This is a genomic window from Marnyiella aurantia, assembly GCF_014041915.1.
GTDB lineage: Bacteria > Bacteroidota > Bacteroidia > Flavobacteriales > Weeksellaceae > Marnyiella > Marnyiella aurantia.
In genome coordinates this window covers 1,786,161-1,803,504 of sequence record NZ_CP059472.1, presented here as the reverse complement: position 1 = coordinate 1,803,504, position 17,344 = coordinate 1,786,161, and the positions used below count along the sequence as shown (strand labels likewise).

At 42.8% G+C, this 17,344-nt stretch carries 16 protein-coding genes and 1 pseudogene; 9 read left to right on the top strand and 8 right to left on the bottom strand.

From position 1 onward, the window contains the following. Positions 1–11: 11 nt before the first annotated feature. On the bottom strand, positions 12–743 hold the full coding sequence (locus tag H1R16_RS08315; RefSeq protein ID WP_181887041.1) for a WG repeat-containing protein: 732 nt from the start codon (positions 741–743) through the stop codon (positions 12–14). A gap of 137 nt (positions 744–880) precedes the next feature. On the opposite strand from H1R16_RS08315, the gene H1R16_RS08310 reads away from it, so the two are divergent. The 5 genes from H1R16_RS08310 (at position 881) to H1R16_RS08290 (ending at position 4,335) form a co-directional block, all read left to right on the top strand. Then, positions 881–1,891, top strand: a complete 1,011-nt coding sequence (locus tag H1R16_RS08310; RefSeq protein WP_181887042.1) for an aminoglycoside phosphotransferase family protein — start codon at positions 881–883, stop codon at positions 1,889–1,891. A gap of 3 nt (positions 1,892–1,894) precedes the next feature. Then, a complete protein-coding gene (locus tag H1R16_RS08305) occupies positions 1,895–2,314 on the top strand; it encodes a RapZ C-terminal domain-containing protein (RefSeq protein ID WP_181887043.1) in 420 nt (139 codons plus the stop codon). Positions 2,315–2,322: 8 nt separating this feature from the next. Beyond that, positions 2,323–3,036, top strand: a complete 714-nt coding sequence (locus H1R16_RS08300; protein WP_181887044.1) for a nucleotidyltransferase family protein — start codon at positions 2,323–2,325, stop codon at positions 3,034–3,036. A gap of 47 nt (positions 3,037–3,083) precedes the next feature. After that, positions 3,084–3,803, top strand: coding sequence for an LOG family protein (locus H1R16_RS08295; RefSeq protein WP_228451087.1), 720 nt, complete (start codon positions 3,084–3,086; stop codon positions 3,801–3,803). Between the two features lie 61 nt (positions 3,804–3,864). Continuing rightward, a complete protein-coding gene (locus H1R16_RS08290) occupies positions 3,865–4,335 on the top strand; it encodes a DUF6702 family protein (RefSeq protein WP_181887046.1) in 471 nt (156 codons plus the stop codon). A 75-nt stretch (positions 4,336–4,410) separates the two neighbouring features. Here H1R16_RS08290 and H1R16_RS12305 read toward each other — a convergent pair whose 3' ends face one another. The 4 genes from H1R16_RS12305 to H1R16_RS08280 are packed head-to-tail and all read right to left on the bottom strand — an operon-like array spanning position 4,411 to position 9,303. Further along, positions 4,411–5,478, bottom strand: coding sequence for a DUF5689 domain-containing protein (locus H1R16_RS12305; RefSeq protein ID WP_259373841.1), 1,068 nt, complete (start codon positions 5,476–5,478; stop codon positions 4,411–4,413). After that, positions 5,438–5,542, bottom strand: coding sequence for a hypothetical protein (locus H1R16_RS12300; RefSeq protein ID WP_259373840.1), 105 nt, complete (start codon positions 5,540–5,542; stop codon positions 5,438–5,440). Before H1R16_RS12300 ends, H1R16_RS12305 begins: the two co-directional genes overlap by 41 nt. Next, positions 5,514–6,470, bottom strand: a complete 957-nt coding sequence (locus tag H1R16_RS12245; protein ID WP_228451381.1) for a DUF5689 domain-containing protein — start codon at positions 6,468–6,470, stop codon at positions 5,514–5,516. Before H1R16_RS12245 ends, H1R16_RS12300 begins: the two co-directional genes overlap by 29 nt. 16 nt (positions 6,471–6,486) lie before the next feature. Continuing rightward, positions 6,487–9,303, bottom strand: a complete 2,817-nt coding sequence (locus tag H1R16_RS08280) for a TonB-dependent receptor (protein ID WP_181887048.1) — start codon at positions 9,301–9,303, stop codon at positions 6,487–6,489. 258 nt (positions 9,304–9,561) lie between these two features. Between H1R16_RS08280 and H1R16_RS08275 the strand changes: the two genes are divergently transcribed. Both H1R16_RS08275 and H1R16_RS08270 read left to right on the top strand, forming a co-directional pair. After that, positions 9,562–10,761 carry an endonuclease/exonuclease/phosphatase family protein gene (locus H1R16_RS08275; protein ID WP_181887049.1) on the top strand — a complete coding sequence of 400 codons (1,200 nt, stop codon included), beginning with the start codon at positions 9,562–9,564 and terminating at the stop codon, positions 10,759–10,761. Positions 10,762–10,849: 88 nt separating this feature from the next. Then, positions 10,850–11,260, top strand: a complete 411-nt coding sequence (locus H1R16_RS08270; RefSeq protein ID WP_181887050.1) for a DUF6146 family protein — start codon at positions 10,850–10,852, stop codon at positions 11,258–11,260. Between the two features lie 48 nt (positions 11,261–11,308). On the opposite strand, the gene H1R16_RS08265 is transcribed toward H1R16_RS08270, so the two are convergent. The 3 genes from H1R16_RS08265 to rho all read right to left on the bottom strand — a co-directional run bounded on the left by H1R16_RS08265 (position 11,309) and on the right by rho (position 14,840). Then, positions 11,309–11,905, bottom strand: coding sequence for a superoxide dismutase (locus H1R16_RS08265; protein WP_187350448.1), 597 nt, complete (start codon positions 11,903–11,905; stop codon positions 11,309–11,311). 201 nt (positions 11,906–12,106) lie between these two features. Beyond that, positions 12,107–12,514, bottom strand: a complete 408-nt coding sequence (locus H1R16_RS08260) for a hypothetical protein (protein ID WP_181887051.1) — start codon at positions 12,512–12,514, stop codon at positions 12,107–12,109. A gap of 343 nt (positions 12,515–12,857) precedes the next feature. Then, positions 12,858–14,840, bottom strand: a complete 1,983-nt coding sequence (rho, locus tag H1R16_RS08255) for a transcription termination factor Rho (protein WP_181887052.1) — start codon at positions 14,838–14,840, stop codon at positions 12,858–12,860. Between the two features lie 147 nt (positions 14,841–14,987). Between rho and H1R16_RS08250 the strand changes: the two genes are divergently transcribed. Both H1R16_RS08250 and H1R16_RS08245 read left to right on the top strand, forming a co-directional pair. Next, positions 14,988–15,377, top strand: a complete 390-nt coding sequence (locus H1R16_RS08250) for a DUF4293 domain-containing protein (protein WP_181887053.1) — start codon at positions 14,988–14,990, stop codon at positions 15,375–15,377. Positions 15,378–15,505: 128 nt separating this feature from the next. Then, positions 15,506–17,337: pseudogene (locus H1R16_RS08245) on the top strand (ABC transporter ATP-binding protein). The last annotated feature ends 7 nt before the right edge of the window (positions 17,338–17,344 follow it).

Sequence of the window (17,344 nt, the reverse complement as noted above, 5' to 3'; positions counted from 1 at the left end):
CAAAAAATTTATCAGTAGCCTTTGTTTTTGGCATCAATAAAAAAATAGTTCACACCATCCTTGCTCACTTCAAAGAGTTTAGCCAGTTTCCAGCTGTAATTACGCTTTATATCAGAATATTCAAAAGGGATTACTACATTGTTATTTATGTCAATAACACCAAAGCGGTCATTTTGGGAAGCGACAATCATTGGGCTGTCCAGGTTGTCACCTTCCAGGATGTGCAGATACTGGTATTGCGGGTAAATCACATAGCTTTGATAATCGTCTTCGTTCCTGAAATGAGGCTGCTCAATGATTCCGTAAAATCCCCTTCGCACATAGGCATGGAAACGTTGCTTCATAAAAACGAAAGGACATTTAGCAAGGTCGGCTTCCTTGTACTGATAAACCCTTTTTCCGCTCATATCAATCCTGAAATCTACTCCCTGACGGCGAACGGAAGCATAGTTACTACTTCCGAACTTTCGGACTTTTGCATTTTCTGAATTTAAAAGATTGCAGTCTTCTGTAAAAAAGCCCACATTACTGTACTCCGGTTTAATAACTATTTTGCCCTGCTGATTTACAAAGCCAAAGAGGCCATTACGTATTTGAGGAATAAGTGCCGGTATTTCATGGTTAATTTTCACCAGCGCCGGTTTAGCAGCAGCTGGCTTTGCAACTTTTGATGTTTTTTTGGACTGCGCAGAGCCAAAAACCACCATCAAAGACAACAATACCGAAAACCATTTTATCATCATATTCCTTTTACATTTTACTTTAGGTAATAAACGGCCAACCGCCATTTCACCATTCCTTTTAAGTTCACGAATTACAAACTGCGGCAAATATAACAAATCACAATCAATGTGTTATATTTGCGGGATAGTCTGATCATTTGGAAAAAGCTCAACAGTTTCTTGAAAATTATACCGGAAGTACATGTTCGGTTTTTTATGCACTCGCCGAAAGCGGATCATCCCGACGCAACTATTTCGCTACCTCAGGTGGCCGGAATTTCATCGTGACCAGCAACAGCAATCTCAGGGAAAATGAATCGTTTTATTATCTGACAGACGTTTTTCAGCAACTGCAGCTCAACACTCCAAAAATTTTCAGTATTTCCGAAGACCGAACCCTGTATGTGCAGGAGTATTTGGGTAAACGTACACTTTCAGAAATAATCAGCCAGGAAGGTGAAAGTGAAAGGGTCAAAATTCTTGTTCGTAAGAGCCTCAACAGCCTGTTTGTCCTTCAGCAAAAATCAGTAAATAAGGTTGATTTCAGCAACGCATTTGAATATGAAGTGTATGACGAACTGCCGATACAGAACGATCTCTTTTATTTTAAAAGCTTCATTGCAGATGTACTGGAGCTTCCTTACCATAAATCCAGCCTGCTGCGGGAATTCCGCGAGCTTACGGAGAAACTTACCGATCTGGGACCACGCTCTGTGATGCTGCGTGATTTTCAGGCACGGAATATTATGGTAAATGATGAAGATGAGGTTTACTTCATAGATTACCAGTCCGCAATGGAAGGACCGGCCATGTATGACGTAATTTCTTTTCTGTTCCAGGCCAAAGCTAACTTTTCGATTAACTTTCGTGCTGAGATGTTAAACTATTACTTTGATATGCATGATGACCCCACGGTTCGCGAACAACTACAGAGTTCACTCGGACCGCTGCAACTTGTCCGTTTTATGCAGGTTTTGGGTGCGTATGGTTTCCGGGGACTCATCCAGAAAAAGGCTCATTTCATATCAAGTCTCAGTGCAGGAACCGATAATTTATACTCATTAAGCGAGAAATGGAAAGACATGCACTTATACCCCGAACTTAAAAAGCTCATAACCTGTCTGAAGTCCGGCGAAACGAATAAAAAAATCAAACAATCACTATTATAATAAATGAGTTTAACAATAGATATACACAGCTTTTCCTATAAAAAAGGGGGAATTCCCAAAGATACTACCGGCAACGGCGGCGGCTTTGCCTTCGACTGCCGCGGTATCCTGAATCCGGGGCGGATAGAGGAGTATAAAGCGCAAACAGGGCGTGATATTTCAGTACAGGAATATCTGGAGGCCAAAACAGAAATGCCAAGATTTCTTCAGCTTGTACATAATATGGTTTCCATCAGCATCGAGAATTACCTGGAAAGAGGGTTTGAACATCTTCAGATCAATTTCGGCTGCACCGGCGGCCAACACCGCTCCGTATACTGTGCTGAAAAGACTGCGCACTTTATCCGCGAAAATTATCCAGAGGCAAACGTAGTGATCCATCATGATGAACAACCGCAACTTAATGCAGAAGTTACAATTTAAGTAAGGGCATGAAAGCACTGATTTTCGCTGCAGGTAAGGGCACCCGCCTGAAACCCTTTACAGACCATCATCCAAAAGCACTGGCGCCGGTGAACGGTGTGCCTTTACTGGAAAGAAATATAAAATACCTACAGTCGTATGGCATCAATGAATTTGTCATCAACATTCACCATTTCGGCGAACAGATTATTCAGTTTCTGAAGGAGAAGGACAATTTTGGCGCGAAGATTGAAATCTCGGATGAGCGTGCCGAGCTGTTGGAAACCGGCGGAGGTTTGCTGTTTGCCAAACATTTCCTTGAATCTGAGGAAGATTTTCTGATTTTGAATGCCGACATTTTAACAGACCTGAATATTACGGATCTGGTAAAATATCATCAGAGTAAAAGGAATTTTGTGACCCTGGCAGTATCTGACAGGAATAGTTCCAGAAAACTTCTTTTCAACAAGGAACAACAATTGCGCGGATGGACAAATCTTGACACTGGTGAAGAGCGGCTGGCAGAGCCAGACACCGGTTTTAAACCACTAGCCTTCAGTGGGATTCACTGCGTAAACAGAGGTGTTTTCAATAAGATGAGCCGCACGGGTAAGTTCTCCATCATGGAAGAATATCTGGACTTAATGTCTATCGGGCAGATCTTCGGCTTTGAGCATTCGGCACATTTGGTTGATGTAGGAAAACCTGAGGCTATTGCATTAGCCGAAAGGTATTTTAAATAAAAGGTTTTATGAGTAAGATAAAAAGAGGAAAAGGCCTGACTAAGATAATGACAGGTCCCAAGGATGAACTGGACCAGCGCGTACAAAGTCACTTTCGGGAGAAAACTTGGGACGAGTCCATTGGTAAGGACAGCTGGATGGTCTTTAAAATAATGGCTGAACTTGTGGACGGTTATGATAAACTGGCCAAAATAGGTCCGTGCGTTTCCATCTTCGGATCGGCGCGGCTGAAAGAAGGAGACAAATATTACGACCTTGCCACTGAAATCGCCGAAAAAATTACCGGTATTGGCTTCGGTATCATCACTGGTGGAGGACCCGGAATTATGGAGGCTGGAAACAAGGGCGCACGACAGGCAGAGGGTAAATCCATCGGGCTCAATATAGATCTTCCTTTTGAACAGCATTTTAATCCCTATATAGACAAAAACTATTCGATCGATTTTAATTACTTTTTTGTACGGAAGGTAATGTTTGTAAAATACTCACAGGGATTTATTGTAATGCCGGGCGGTTTTGGCACTTTAGACGAGCTCTCTGAAGCTCTTACACTAATACAGACGGCGAAGATTGCGCGTTTCCCGGTAATATTGGTAGGCAGTGAGTTTTGGAGCGGACTGCTGGACTGGTTTAAGCAAACGCTGCTGAAGGACGGAATGATTTCAGAGGAGGATCTGAATCTGTACCGGGTGGTTGATACCGCCGATGAGGCAGTGGCTCATATTAAAGCATTCTACGACAAGTACACCATTGGGGTAAACTTCTGATTGGCATATAATTTGTCAACTTTTGGGCAATTGCGATATTGCAGTTAAAACGATAAAAAAGATGAAAAAATATTTACATATAATCTCCATTTTAACAGTTTTTCTGATGATGGGTTTTGCCACGCAGGACTTTTATTCATCAATGACTAAAGTGGATTACGTGGAAGGCAGCAAAACGCTGAAGTTTACCACGAAGCTGAATACCAGCCATATTTCCGATGCCATAAAGATAAATCCAAATACTGCACAGTTTGAGGCTGAAGTGAAAAAGTACGTTAATAACAATATTGATGTGTACATTAACGGGGCAGCTAAAACACTTACTTTCACGGGAAGTCAGGTAAAAGGTGAAACCGTATGGGTTTATTTTGAATCCGGGGGTATAGGAGATGTAAGTACTATAAGGATTAAGAATACTATATTATTGGGAACTTTTCCAAAACAGTTTAATCTGGTAAATATCGCATATAAAGGTAACCAGAAGACGATGAATTTCCAGAGAGGTAAAGAAGTGAACGAAGTTTCATTTTAATCTTTTAAAGGATATAACGTAAAAGAAAAGACTGCGGATTCGCAGTCTTTTCTCAGTATACAGTGTGTGGTTTGGTTATTGTCCCAGAACCTTTACGTTGTCTAGCTCCCATGTTGTGGAAGCAGTTGCTGAACTTGTATATTTGAATGCGATGCGCACATTTTTGTTGGCATATGCATTCAGATTCACAAGACCGGAGTTAATGAATCCCCACGCACCAAGGTTAGTATCGATTGGAGCTGTTAACTGTGTCCAGTTTGTTGTTGTTGGATTGCCGGTATAAGAGTCAGTAATAAATACCTGCAGTGGTAATCCTGCCGCGCCCATTCCGTCTGAATCAAAAGATAAGGAATAGTTTCCGAATCCGGAAAGGGATATTTCACTGGAAACCAACCAATCCTCATTGGCAAAAGCACCGCCGTTCATCACAGCATAGTAGTTGGATCCTGCTCCCTGGTTGGATGTGGTCCATTCCTGTGTGCCAGCTACGCTTACTTTTGTCCAGTTTGCAGTAAGACCATTCTGGAAATCCTCTGCAAAGATTTTAGTGGGCGGAATACTTCCGTCGCATCTTGGATTATCCAGATCAGCATGAATCTGCTTAGGAATCCAAAGTTGGTACGTTCCGTTGAAAACACTTAGAATAGCGTATACATCGCCACGTCCACCATCTATTTCTTCAGAAGCAAAATTTGCAAAATGACTTGTACGCAGAATGATGGTATTTCCATTACAGTCTTTCAGTGTCCTGTTGGTTGGTGATCCTGAGGCATAGTTATTACCCAGATCAGTGTTAATAAATTCCACATCTTTGAGCTTTATCCATCTTCCAACATCGGCCATTGTAAGTTGGCTAATTGTTCTTTCCGTAGGAACGGGTGCGGCCAGTGGCTTCTTACTGTCGAAAAAGAATTTATATACATCCGCTTCAGCGATCTGACCTACATTATTGCCGAACAGCTGACCCAACTGCAGTTCACCATTCACACTACCAATAAGTAAAGTATTCAGTTTGATATAAATTTCTTTACCAACTTTAAATCTCGCATCCTGATAAAGATTAGTCTTATTGATGTTCACGCGGATACCACCTGTAGCATCTTCAATATAGATATAATTTGAAAAGATTACCCGTTTCGTCATTAGCAGTTACCTTTCCTTTCAGCACATACTCACCATTAATAGTAGTTAATGCTCCTGTAAACATTTGCTTCACTTCCTGAACTGTCTTCGGCGAAAGACCCCGTTAGGTCCAGGGTACAAGGATCTGCCGCGATACCGTCCAGCCTTGGGAAGTTGTTCATGTCGAGATCAGAAACCTTATTGATGTACATCTGGTAAGTTGAGTTGAACTTGCTCATGATACCAACGAAGGTTCCGTTTCCGCTTGGCAGGGTTTGGTTGGCAAATGATGCAAAACCACTGTTTCTAACCACCCTTGCAGATGTTGTTGTGCCATCATTGATACGGCGGTCTACACTTGTTCCGTCCGGTGCAAAAACAGAGCAAAGAACTGTACGGTCAAACTCGGCATTATTTACCTGAATAAGGGCTCCCAAAAGATTATCGTTTGCGGCAGACATCTGCGCAAGTGTAAGTATCTTAGGAACGATTTTAGCGCGCTCCGTACATGACCGGAAAATATGGGCAGGAACCGTACTTTCAGGGATCCTGGACACAGCGTCTGCCCCTGAGGCAGCAGCATCCTTCACTCCCAACTGTATTAAACCTCCATAAGTTCCCAGGGCCAGGCCGTTGAGCTTAATATAAATTTTAGAACCCTGTGGAAATTTTGTGTACGTACTAACTGCATCTACACTGATGGTGAAACCATGTGTAGGGTTCTGCGGATTATCCTGGATATAGATTGTCTTGTAGATATTCCCGGTTTCATCTGTAGATGAAACATATCCTTCCATAATCATTTCCGATGCTGAAGCATCAGGAAAGACATAGGCTACGCCAGACTGTTTCAAGGCTTTAACCTGGGCTATAGTCATATTAGCCGTAAGATCTTTACATTCGTAGCCGGCCAGATTAGGATCATCATAAATATCATCATGTACACAACCCGTAATAAGCAAGGCCGCCATCATGAAGTACAGAGATCTTAAAAATGAACTGTATTTTTTCATTGTCGTTTTTTTATTATTAGAATCTTAAGTAAACATTTGCGAAGAAGGTTCTTCCTCTGTCATACCATAATTTAGGACCAAAATAACTGTAGGTCCGGTTGGCGTCAGCAAGTGACTCAGGAAAGTTTACGTTTCTGCCCTGCTCAAAACCTCCGGTTACATAATCGCGGTTGTTCAGGATATTATTTACACTTACACTAACACCCATTCTGTATTTTCCGTATACAAATGTCTTACCTGCATTGGCATTGAGCATGAACTGATCTTCAAATTTCTGCTGTGCCGTAAGTCTCGCAATCTGTTCCGGAGTCACGCCGTTATAATTATCCCCAGTTAAAGGATTTGTGTACAGGGCTGCTGTTTTATTAAGTGCTGAGAAATCCAGGAATTGGTCCTGCAGGTAATTTGCAGATGCTCCTAACCACCAGAATTTTGTAGAATTGTATCTGAGCCCAAAGGAATAAGCCTTCTGTGGAGTTCCGGCAACTTTATAATCTTTAAGTTGAGCTGTTCCCCATTCTCTTACCGGAGATCCTGTACGTTCTACACTGTCATCATCGGTGGTATAAACTGTAGGATTATTGGTTATCCTGTAATCACCATAACTGGCTACCGCATTTGCTGAAAGTGTAGGTGTAATCTTCACTTCCGCACCCAGTTCAAGACCTTTGTAGGTTTTGTTGATGCCGCTTAGAACTTCAGCAACAAGCGCATTTCCCTGATCCGCAGTCTCACTGGAGATATCCACATAATATCTGGAGATTTCCGTGGCGTTGTTCATCGTGGTATGGTATGCGCCTAACCTCAGTTTCAGGATCTGGCCTCTCAAAATATAACTGAGATCGTTTGAGTTGACAATCTGGTTTTCCACACCCGGCGTAATCAGGTTAGTAGCTCTTGGGTTGATGAAAATCTCGTTAAGCGTAGGCGCCAGACTGAAGAGTGCTCCGTTATAGACAATGAAGTTACGTCCGTCAATCTTATAAGTCACTCTACCTTTTATCCCGGCATCAAATGCGTCGTAAATATCACTTTTTCCTTTACTGTCGGCATAAAGTGGATTTCTGAATTTACCTTCGCGCTGCGATTCAGAATAGGAAGAGAATACGGACGCCATTACATTCCATTTTGGGAAATCCACTTCCGTAGAAGCATTCAGTGCATAAGTATTACGAAGAAGGTCGTAAGAATACTGAGTTCTGTCTCCTTCCATAATCCTGCGGCCAGGGTTATCTGCATCATTCGGTGCATCGTTGTTGAAGGCGTTCAGGTCATTTGCGTAAAGAGCGCCCAAAAGGTCTTTCATTTCCCGGAAATTATCAGACTTAAGGTTCTGATAATTAAAGTTCAGGTTAAGTTTCCAGTTAGAGGCAAGTTTCGTATCGAAATGAGAGGCGAAGTTCAAAGTTTTATCTTTGTTTACATCTTCTACTATCGTATAAACCGCACCCTGCTCGTTTCCGTTCATATCATACCGGTTCAGTATATTTGCGGAATACAGTGAGTTCCAGTCTATCTGGCTTACATTTGGGTTTGTTTGCCACTGATTTACATAAGCATTAAACTGAGCCTGTTCTGCATCTGTGATATCTGTTGAACCGTCGGAGTCAGCATCCATGAAACCGCTGTACATATAACCAGGTAATTTTCTGTAGTATGTCGGGTTAGGATCAGCTGCGTGGAACCAATCCAGTCTGCTGCGGCCGTCACGACCAAACTGATAGGAAATGGTATTGTTCCAGTTGCTGTTTTCACCAATTTTAAGGTAGTCAGTAAGCATGAAAACAGGTTCAAAAACACGTCGGATACGTGAGTTTCGTTTCTCACCATCCTGCCATCCCCAGTAAGCATTATAATTCTTACCCATCAGGTCATACGTTTCCTGAGTGTTAGGAGAATTGGAAGCCCGGTAAGTCGGTGCCCCAAAAGCGGTAAAATTAATGGCATGCCTGGAGCTGAACTGCTTCTCAATAGCGGCAAAATAGGCGTATGAATCCTGGTAAGTACCGTCTATCACACCATCATCTGCCCATCTGCGGCTTCCTGAAAATGTAAATGCCCAGCCATTCTTGGTAAGACCACTGCTGTAGGTAGCCATCGCTCTGTGAAAATAACTTCTGTTGGTAAATGAGTAGGCCAGCGAAGTTTGTTTACGGTAGCTGGAAGCACGGGTATTATAATAAACCACGCCACCAAGATTACCGAATGTGTACTCAGAGGGGGTAATATTGTCCACATTTTCAAATGGATAACGTGTAACATCGTTCAATCCGCCCCAGTTACTGAAATCAACCCTGCCGTCATCATTCTTGGACATAGACACACCGTTGAAAAGAATATCTTCATAGCGGTTCTCGATACCTCTCGGACGGAACCAGTAGGCGCCAAGCTCAAAAGCTGTAACACTTTGGAATACATCCCGGCCGGAACTTAACAGTCCAATGGTAGGTTGCATGGACGAACCGCCTTCGTCATTGTCGCCGGCAGAATCATCAATAACCAAAACTCCTGCATCGGTTGGTGAAGGGTTCAGGCTGATAACACCCAGATCCTTTCTTTTTTCGTCTGCCGTAACGTCGAACTCCACAATTTTAGGTTCAAAAGTCGGCTTAAAAATGGTGATCAGATAGCGGCCTGGCTGCATATCTACAAACTGGAAATATCCAATCTTGTCTGCGGTAACATCGTTGCCGGACTGCGCCAAATCAATTTCAGCGTTTTCAATCGGTTTCCCTGCGGCATCCTTTACATAGGCATACACAGTAGTCTGCGCGAAATAGAAAGACGCAGGCAGCAGTGTAAACAATGAGATTAAGGACAGTTTTTTAATCATAACAAATTATTTAAAATTCACTTTTAATATTGATTCAATAAAGGGCTACAAAATTAAACTTAATTTTTGTTAAGTTAAACATATTTAACATTTTATTGAATCATATATAACAGCAGCATTATGAACCTTATAAAGACATTTCCAGCAGTTTAAATTGCTCTCGACTGCATAATACCGCATATTGATTTTTAACTATTTTGCAGATTTAGTGTCAAATAATTATTAATTTTACACACTAAAATAACTGTAAATATTGTAATGAAAAAATATCTGATTATTACCGCCACACTGTGCTTCGGAATGGTCTTTTCGCAGAAACAGGTGCAACGCGCCACTGTCGCATTCATGAATGTGGAGAACCTTTGGGACACTGTACCTTCCTTCGATTATATAGACGGAACCAAAGATGTGAACAACCCTGCTTTCCACCGTAGTGTGCCTCTGGACTCCATAGACCTTATGGATACTACCGAAGACTACAGAGGTCCCTGGAGTAACGAACTCGTGAAGGATAAAAAGGTAATCAGAAGGCAGATTCTGGCTGACGATTTTACCGCGAACAGTGCCAAGAACTGGGACACGCAGAAATATAATGACAAGATGGGGAAACTGGCAAAAGTCATTTCTGAACTGGGCCGCACATACACAAATGACAATCCCGCAATAATGGGCCTTTTGGAAATAGAGAACCGCCAGGTCGTTCAGGATCTCATCAGCCAACCGTTACTGGCCAAAAGCGATTATGGAATTGTACACTACAATTCGTACGACGCACGTGGTGTAGACAATGCCATTATCTATCAGAAAAAAAGATTCCGCCCGACTGAAACCTATAAAAAGGAAATCAAGATTTTTGATGATGAAGGTAAAAGGGTTTATACACGTGACATCATTGTGATGAAAGGCTTGCTTGATGGCGAAAGAATCGCAGTTTTCATGAATCACTGGCCTTCCCGAAGCGGCGGAGAAGCCCGCTCCCTGCCAAGACGTATCGCTGCTGCAGCAGCATTGAAAGCAGAAATGGACAAGGCAAGTGCCGAAAGTCCGGGCATTAAGCTTATCGCCATGGGCGATTTTAACGACGACCCTGTGAGCCCAAGCCTCAGGAAACATTTAGGTGCCGTGGGCGATCCTTCTGAACTTTCAGACAAATCACCGTACTATAACCTGATGACCAAACTGTATAAAGCAGGTGTTGCCTCACTGGCCTACCGTGATGCACCCAACCTGTTCGACCAGATCATTGTGTCAAAAAACCTGTATTCGCCGGAGAAAATGACAAATAGTTATTCTGTTTACAAAGCAGAGATTTTCGCTCCGTCCTACCTTGTGAACTCACAGGGACAGTGGAAAGGGTATCCATTCCGCTCCTGGGACGGCGACCGTTACACCGGAGGGTACAGTGACCACTTCCCTGCCGTATCGGTACTTCAGAAAGAACATACACCAGCCAGATAACTGTCTGTACTTAAATATAAACCGGGACTGTTGTTCCGGTTTTTTTATGGTCGGTAATTTGTAGCTTTACCTATATATCTGATTCAACATGAAAAAGCTGATCTTTTTACTCGCGCTCTATTTTGGAGGCATGAGTTGCACTTCCCAACAGACCAAAGGTAACGACACTACCATTAAGCAAGATAAAGAAGATGATGGTGAATGGGACCTGACGGTAATTGACTCACAGTTTGATTACTTTATGAATGCTATTGCCAAGCCTAAAAGCATGTATTCCCTGGAGACCCTTCGAAACCGGAACAGAAGCCTGGTAAACGAGTGGAATTCCTATTACATGTCCGGACGATACAGAAACATCATTGAATCTTCAATAGACTACGATCCCAATGAAAACTATGGTCTGGATTTTGAGTATAAACTCTACCAGGTCTTCGCCTTTGTAAACTGGAAATACAAACTCAGGTTCACCGGCCTCAGTGCCATGGACTATTCAAGATAGCAAAAAGGTCCGGCAATTTGCCGGACCCATCTTTTTATTCAGATAAGCTTATTTATTGAAAAGCTCCTCCACTTTATCCCAGTTAATAATGCTGAAGAATGCTGCAACGTAATCAGGTCTTTTGTTTTGGTAGTTCAGGTAATACGCGTGCTCCCAAACATCAAGTCCCAAAACAGGCGTTCCCTGGCAATCTGCAACAGGCATCAGAGGGTTGTCCTGGTTGGGTGTAGAACAAACAGTTACAGAGCCATCATCTTTTTTGCAAAGCCATGCCCATCCGGAACCGAATCTTGTCTTGGCAGCTTCGGCAAAATCAGTTTTGAATTTCTCCATACCGCCGTAAGTTTCAATAGCCGCTTTCACGTTTCCTACAGGCTCTTTACTTCCGCCCGGAGTCATGATTTCCCAGAAAAGAGTGTGGTTAAAGTGCCCGCCACCGTTATTCCTAACCGCTGCTTTATCGGTACCTGTCTTGCAGATTTCCTCAATGGTTTTACCCTCAAGGTCGGTACCTTCAATAGCCTTGTTCAGGTTATCGATGTACGCCTGGTGGTGTTTCGTGTGGTGGATTTCCATTGTTCTGGCATCAATGGTAGGTTCTAACGCGTCGTAAGCATATCCTAACTGTGGTAATTCGAATGACATAATGCTGTTATTTTTAAAGTTAATTCTCAAAGATAAGGATTCGGAAAAATCTTTGCCTTATAAAGTTTCTTAAAAAAGTATAAAAAGGATAGACAGAAGCGAAAACGTCGCAGGTTTATTCACCAACAACGGTACCTCGGAGACGGATCTTGGTTCTAAAGACATACGGCATAAGAAAACCACCGGTGGCGGTTTGGAATATTATTTGGTGAAGATCAGGTTATCAGTCTCGGGAAGGTAAATATTCAAATCTGCATTAGGCGGGCATTCTTCGGTTACCGAAGTATTATATGGGGTAAAAGTCCAGTTAAACTGACTATTAGAAATTTTTGCAAAATCAACTGTACCAGCTCCGACCCCACAATTAGCGCCATTGAAACGAAAATTTAATGTATTACCTTCTGTACACATGCTTACGATTGCAAACAAATCATAATAAGTCGAAATGGTATTTTGCAACGTCCTTTGTTGGATAAGTATATCATCTACAACAATTGCATATTTAACTACTAGATCCTTATATAGAGTTTGGTTTTGAAAAATAAACGGAAAATTAAGGTGTTTGTTACTACTAATTTGATGGTTTTGTCCTGCAAATTTGCTGTCCATGTGCCTACAAAATAATCAAGATCGTTATTAAGTATCCTTCAAATATGAATTGTTTGAAATGTTCAGTATATTCAGATTTAAGGGATACTGCTGAGCCTTACATGAAATAAAAAAAATAAGGCTACACGCGATTGGAAAGGATTTGTATGATCTGACCATTATTTATAAAGATAACAATTTCCGACCTACAAAATAAATGAACATGATTAGACATCAGGCGCTGCAAGCAATTGTAAAGGATTTATATGTTCTTACCATTAAATATAAAGGTAGTAATTCTCACCATAAAACAAAACTGCCCCGAATTTCTTCAGGGCAGTTATATTTTGAATAAGAGGAGCTCTTATTTGTTCATGCTCATCAGGAACTCTTCATTGCTTTGGGTTCCTTTTATGCTGCGGTTTACAAATTCCATAGCCTCCATCGGGTTCATATCCGATAAGTATTTCCTAAGAATCCACATACGCTGCATGGTCTTTTCGTCCAGAAGCAGGTCGTCTCTACGCGTGCTGGAGGATACAAGATCAATAGCGGGATAGATCCTTTTGTTGGCAATCTTCCTGTCCAGCTGAAGCTCCATGTTACCGGTACCTTTAAACTCTTCAAAAATTACCTCGTCCATTTTGGAACCGGTATCAATTAAGGCGGTAGCGATAATGGTCAGGGAACCGCCGCCTTCAATATTACGCGCCGCTCCGAAGAAACGTTTCGGCTTGTGCAGGGCGTTGGCATCTACACCACCGGAAAGGATTTTACCTGAGGCCGGGGTAACGGTGTTATAGGCTCTGGCAAGTCTGGTAATGGAGTCGAGCAGGATCACCACATCATGACCGCACTCCACCATACGCTGTGCTTTGGCAAGGACCAGGTTGGCTACTTTTACATGTTTTTCCGCAGCTTCGTCAAATGTAGAGGCAATAACCTCCGCATTTACGCTTCTTTCCATATCGGTAACTTCTTCCGGTCTTTCATCAATAAGAAGGACCATCATATAAGCTTCCGGGTGATTGGCAGAAATTGCATTGGCAATATCCTTAAGTAACATGGTCTTACCTGTTTTAGGCTGCGCCACAATCATAGCACGCTGACCTTTACCTATCGGTGAGAATAAATCGACGATTCGGGTGGAATGGGTAGAACCTTTGCCTGCAAGATTAAATTTCTCTTCCGGGAAAAGCGGAGTAAGGTATTCAAACGAAACACGGTCTTTTATAAAAGCCAAATCGCGGCCGTTTACTTCTACGGGCTTCATCAGGGAGAAATATTTCTCTCCTTCTTTCGGAAGTCTGACAATCCCTTTTACGGCATCACCGGTCTTCAGTCCGTAATTGCGGATCTGAGCGGTAGATACGTAAACATCGTCGGGAGAGGAGATATAGGAGAAATCCGGTGAACGGAGGAATCCGTAATTATCCGGAAGGATTTCCAGCACACCTTCTATGGTCACCATTCCGTCAAAACTGTATTCCTTTTTAGTTTCAGTTTCTTCATGGTTATCCTGGTTGCGCTGATGTTTTTGATTTTTATGCTGATTTCCGTTCTGCGGACGGTTCTCGTTTTGGTTACCGCCGTTCTGGGACTGATTACGGTTCTGTTGTGGATTCTGACCCTGACTTTGCTGCTGATTCTGACCCTGACCTTGCTGCTGAGGTTGTTGTTGTTGTTGTTGTTGTTGTTGTTGTTGCTGAGCCGGAGCCTGGGGCTGAGTCTGCGTCTGCGTCTGCTGAGATTGGTTTTGAACCGGTGTCTGCTGTTGCTGCGCAGGCCTGTTTTGAGGCTGTTGTTTTTGTGCCTGTTTCTGAGGCTTGTTCTGATCCCTTCTCTGAGGTTTTTGTTCTGATGCTTCCTGCGGTGTTTCCTCTGTAACAGCTGTTTGCTCTTCTTCAGCTACCGCTTCCGGATCTGTAACAACAGGTTCTTTTTTCTTTCTGGGCTGTCTCGCCGGTTTCTCTTTTGGAGCTTCTTCAGCGGCAGGTGTTTGCTCTGCTGCGGTTTCTTCAGCCGGTGTCTCGGTGATTTCTATCATCGCAGGCATTGGTGCGGCTTCTGACTTGGCAGTGGCAGGTTTCTTTTTGACAGCAGGCTTTTTGGGTGTTTTAGGTGCAGCCTTCGGAGCGGGAGCACTTTCTTCGCCGGCGGGAGCAGCAGCTTTTTCGGTGCTGTTATAATACTCCTTTGCAGTTTTGGAATTAGAAGCCTGAAAGTCCAGTATTGCGAAGATTATGGTGTTTTCATCGCTGTTTCTGGCCAGCTTCACCTCCAAATCCTTAGCAATTTTGGTCAGTTCCGCAATGGATTTAGACCTTAGTGTTTCTAAGTTAAACATATATAAGGGTGTGTTACGTAAAAAATGATGTAAGTAGAGTTTGTAAAAGTTCAGCCGGGCGGCTATTCTTTAGAATTCGTAATGCAAATCTACACTTATTTTTGAAATATGCAAAATTTGTACTATTTTTGGCGCTTACGAACTGAAATGTTACAGAGAATACAAACCATCTTCATGTTTCTGGCCGTCCTTTCGGCTGCTGCCCTTCATTTTACGGCTATGGATGTGGAACTTTTTGGAAGCACCTATATCATCGCCGCACTTTCGCTGCTTTGTGTTGTATTGGGAGTAATCTCTATTTTCAGTTATAAGAACAGACCCCGACAAATCCTGCTGAACAATATCAGTATGTTGATAAACGCTTTGTTGACGGGTTTACTGTTATACTGGTTGCTAACGTTATCTGGAGGAATGTCATTTCCTGAGAAAGGTATTGAGCTGGTTTTTCCTCTGGTGGCGCTGTTATGTCTGTTTTTAGCAAACAGCTACATCCGCAGGGACACAAGGCTCGTAAAATCTGCGGACCGTATCCGGTAACCTTACAGCGATTTTTTTGAGTGTAGGAACAGCTTCCCTTTGGGAGCTGTTTTTTTGATGCCAGTGGTCCCGTGCGGCAGATGGCTTATTAGCAGGATTTGTGTAATTTTGCCGTTCAAACAGCTTTAATGAACTACTACAAACGGGCAATAGAATACATCTTACCATACAAAGGCAGCATTGCACTCGGTATTTTCTTCAACATACTATACGCGGTTTTCAATATTTTTGCCATGCTGGGTTTCATCCCGGTCCTTAATATCCTTTTTGACAAAAAAACAGACGTAATTTATGCAGAGCCGATATATAGCGGAGATGTAACTACCCTGGCCACCTATGGGAAGGACAGCTTCAATTATTTTATACAGCAGCTGGAGGCCGACCGCGGACCTGAGTATGTTTTGCTCTTAACATGTATTATGTTCATAAGCATGTTTCTGTTCCGTAATGTATTCAGTTATTTTTCTGAATTTTACCTTACCTATTCCCGCACCGGTGTTTCCCGCGACTTCAGGAGTCAGCTGCACAGCAAAATTCTGGAACTGCCCGTAGCCTTTTTCTCGGATACCCGTAAAGGGGATGTTTTGCCCGAATCACTTCTGATGTAGGCGAAATTGAAGGCAATATCCTGAACAGTTTGATTGATATCATACGTTCCCCTATTGTAATTATCCTCACCATGGGATACTTACTCTATTCCAATTTTGAGCTTACCGTATTCACCCTGATCGTATTCCCGGTGATGGGCACCCTGATTTCAATTATTGGTAAAAGTCTGAAAAAAGATACCGGTGAGGCGCAGAACGAGTTAGGTAAACTTTATTCTTATGTAGATGAAACCCTGGTAGGCCTGAAGGTGATCAAAATCTTTAATGCCTCGGACCAGATCCGTAACCGTTTTGACAATACGCTGAACACCATCCGTCATCTTTCGCTCAGATTATTTAAAAAGAAAGCGCTGGCCTCACCTGTCAGTGAACTTTTAGGAGCCACCACCATTGGTATGATTGTTTATTTCGGCGGAAAACTGGCCCTTCAGGGCAACGGCCTTTCGGGTGCTGAGTTCATTGTCTACATTTCCCTATTCTACACTATTTTGGACCCACTGAAAAGGCTTTCCAACTCCATTTCCAATTTCCAGAAGGGTGAAGTTTCGGCTAAAAGGGTTTTTGAAATCCTGGATGCGGACTACCAGCTGAAGGAAATTTCAAACGCAGTGGAAATCAATGAGTTTAAAGATAAAATTGAGTTCAGAAACATCAGTTTTGGCTATGAAGACCGTAAAATCCTGGAGAATTTCTCACTCGTGATCCCTAAAGGACAAAGCGTCGCCCTAGTAGGTCAGAGTGGAAGCGGCAAAAGTACCATTGCCAACCTTATTACCCGTTTTTACGATGTACAGTCCGGTGAAATACTTATAGACGGCATCAACATTAAGAATCTGAAACTTTCCAGCTACCGCCAGCTATTTGGTTTGGTGACCCAGGACAATATTCTTTTTAATGACAGCATTGCCAACAATATCGCTTTAGGTAATCTGTCTGCAGGAAAAGAGCGTGTTGAAAGTGCCGCACGAATTGCCAATGCACACGATTTCATTGCCGAACTGCCAATGGGTTACGAAACAGGAATCGGTGAAGCCGGCGGTAAGCTTTCGGGCGGCCAAAAACAAAGGCTTTCCATTGCACGTGCAGTCCTGAAAAACCCACCTGTGATGATCCTGGACGAAGCTACTTCTGCACTCGATACTGAATCCGAAAGATTTGTGCAGGATGCGCTGGAGAAAATGATGCAGAACCGGACTTCACTGGTTATCGCCCACCGTCTTTCAACCATACAGAAAGCAGATACCATTGTAGTTATGGAACGCGGTAAGATTGTGGAACAGGGCACCCACACTGACCTTTACGAAAACGATGGTGTATACCGCAAACTGGTAGACCTGCAAAACTTCGAATAAGTCTGAA

Excerpts from the sequence above, each read along its gene's own strand:
- H1R16_RS08315 (WP_181887041.1), bottom strand. The coding sequence starts at position 743 with ATGATGATAAAATGGTTTTCGGTATTGTTGTCTTTGATGGTGGTTTTT.
- H1R16_RS08250 (WP_181887053.1), top strand. The coding sequence starts at position 14,988 with ATGTTACAGAGAATACAAACCATCTTCATGTTTCTGGCCGTCCTTTCG.
- H1R16_RS08260 (WP_181887051.1), bottom strand. The coding sequence starts at position 12,514 with ATGGACAGCAAATTTGCAGGACAAAACCATCAAATTAGTAGTAACAAA.
- H1R16_RS12305 (WP_259373841.1), bottom strand. The coding sequence starts at position 5,478 with ATGACGAAACGGGTAATCTTTTCAAATTATATCTATATTGAAGATGCT.
- H1R16_RS08300 (WP_181887044.1), top strand. The coding sequence starts at position 2,323 with ATGAAAGCACTGATTTTCGCTGCAGGTAAGGGCACCCGCCTGAAACCC.
- H1R16_RS08295 (WP_228451087.1), top strand. The coding sequence starts at position 3,084 with ATGACAGGTCCCAAGGATGAACTGGACCAGCGCGTACAAAGTCACTTT.
- H1R16_RS08305 (WP_181887043.1), top strand. The coding sequence starts at position 1,895 with ATGAGTTTAACAATAGATATACACAGCTTTTCCTATAAAAAAGGGGGA.
- H1R16_RS08290 (WP_181887046.1), top strand. The coding sequence starts at position 3,865 with ATGAAAAAATATTTACATATAATCTCCATTTTAACAGTTTTTCTGATG.
- H1R16_RS08275 (WP_181887049.1), top strand. The coding sequence starts at position 9,562 with ATGAAAAAATATCTGATTATTACCGCCACACTGTGCTTCGGAATGGTC.
- H1R16_RS12300 (WP_259373840.1), bottom strand. The coding sequence starts at position 5,542 with ATGTTTACAGGAGCATTAACTACTATTAATGGTGAGTATGTGCTGAAA.
- H1R16_RS08270 (WP_181887050.1), top strand. The coding sequence starts at position 10,850 with ATGAAAAAGCTGATCTTTTTACTCGCGCTCTATTTTGGAGGCATGAGT.
- H1R16_RS12245 (WP_228451381.1), bottom strand. The coding sequence starts at position 6,470 with ATGAAAAAATACAGTTCATTTTTAAGATCTCTGTACTTCATGATGGCG.
- rho (WP_181887052.1), bottom strand. The coding sequence starts at position 14,840 with ATGTTTAACTTAGAAACACTAAGGTCTAAATCCATTGCGGAACTGACC.
- H1R16_RS08280 (WP_181887048.1), bottom strand. The coding sequence starts at position 9,303 with ATGATTAAAAAACTGTCCTTAATCTCATTGTTTACACTGCTGCCTGCG.
- H1R16_RS08265 (WP_187350448.1), bottom strand. The coding sequence starts at position 11,905 with ATGTCATTCGAATTACCACAGTTAGGATATGCTTACGACGCGTTAGAA.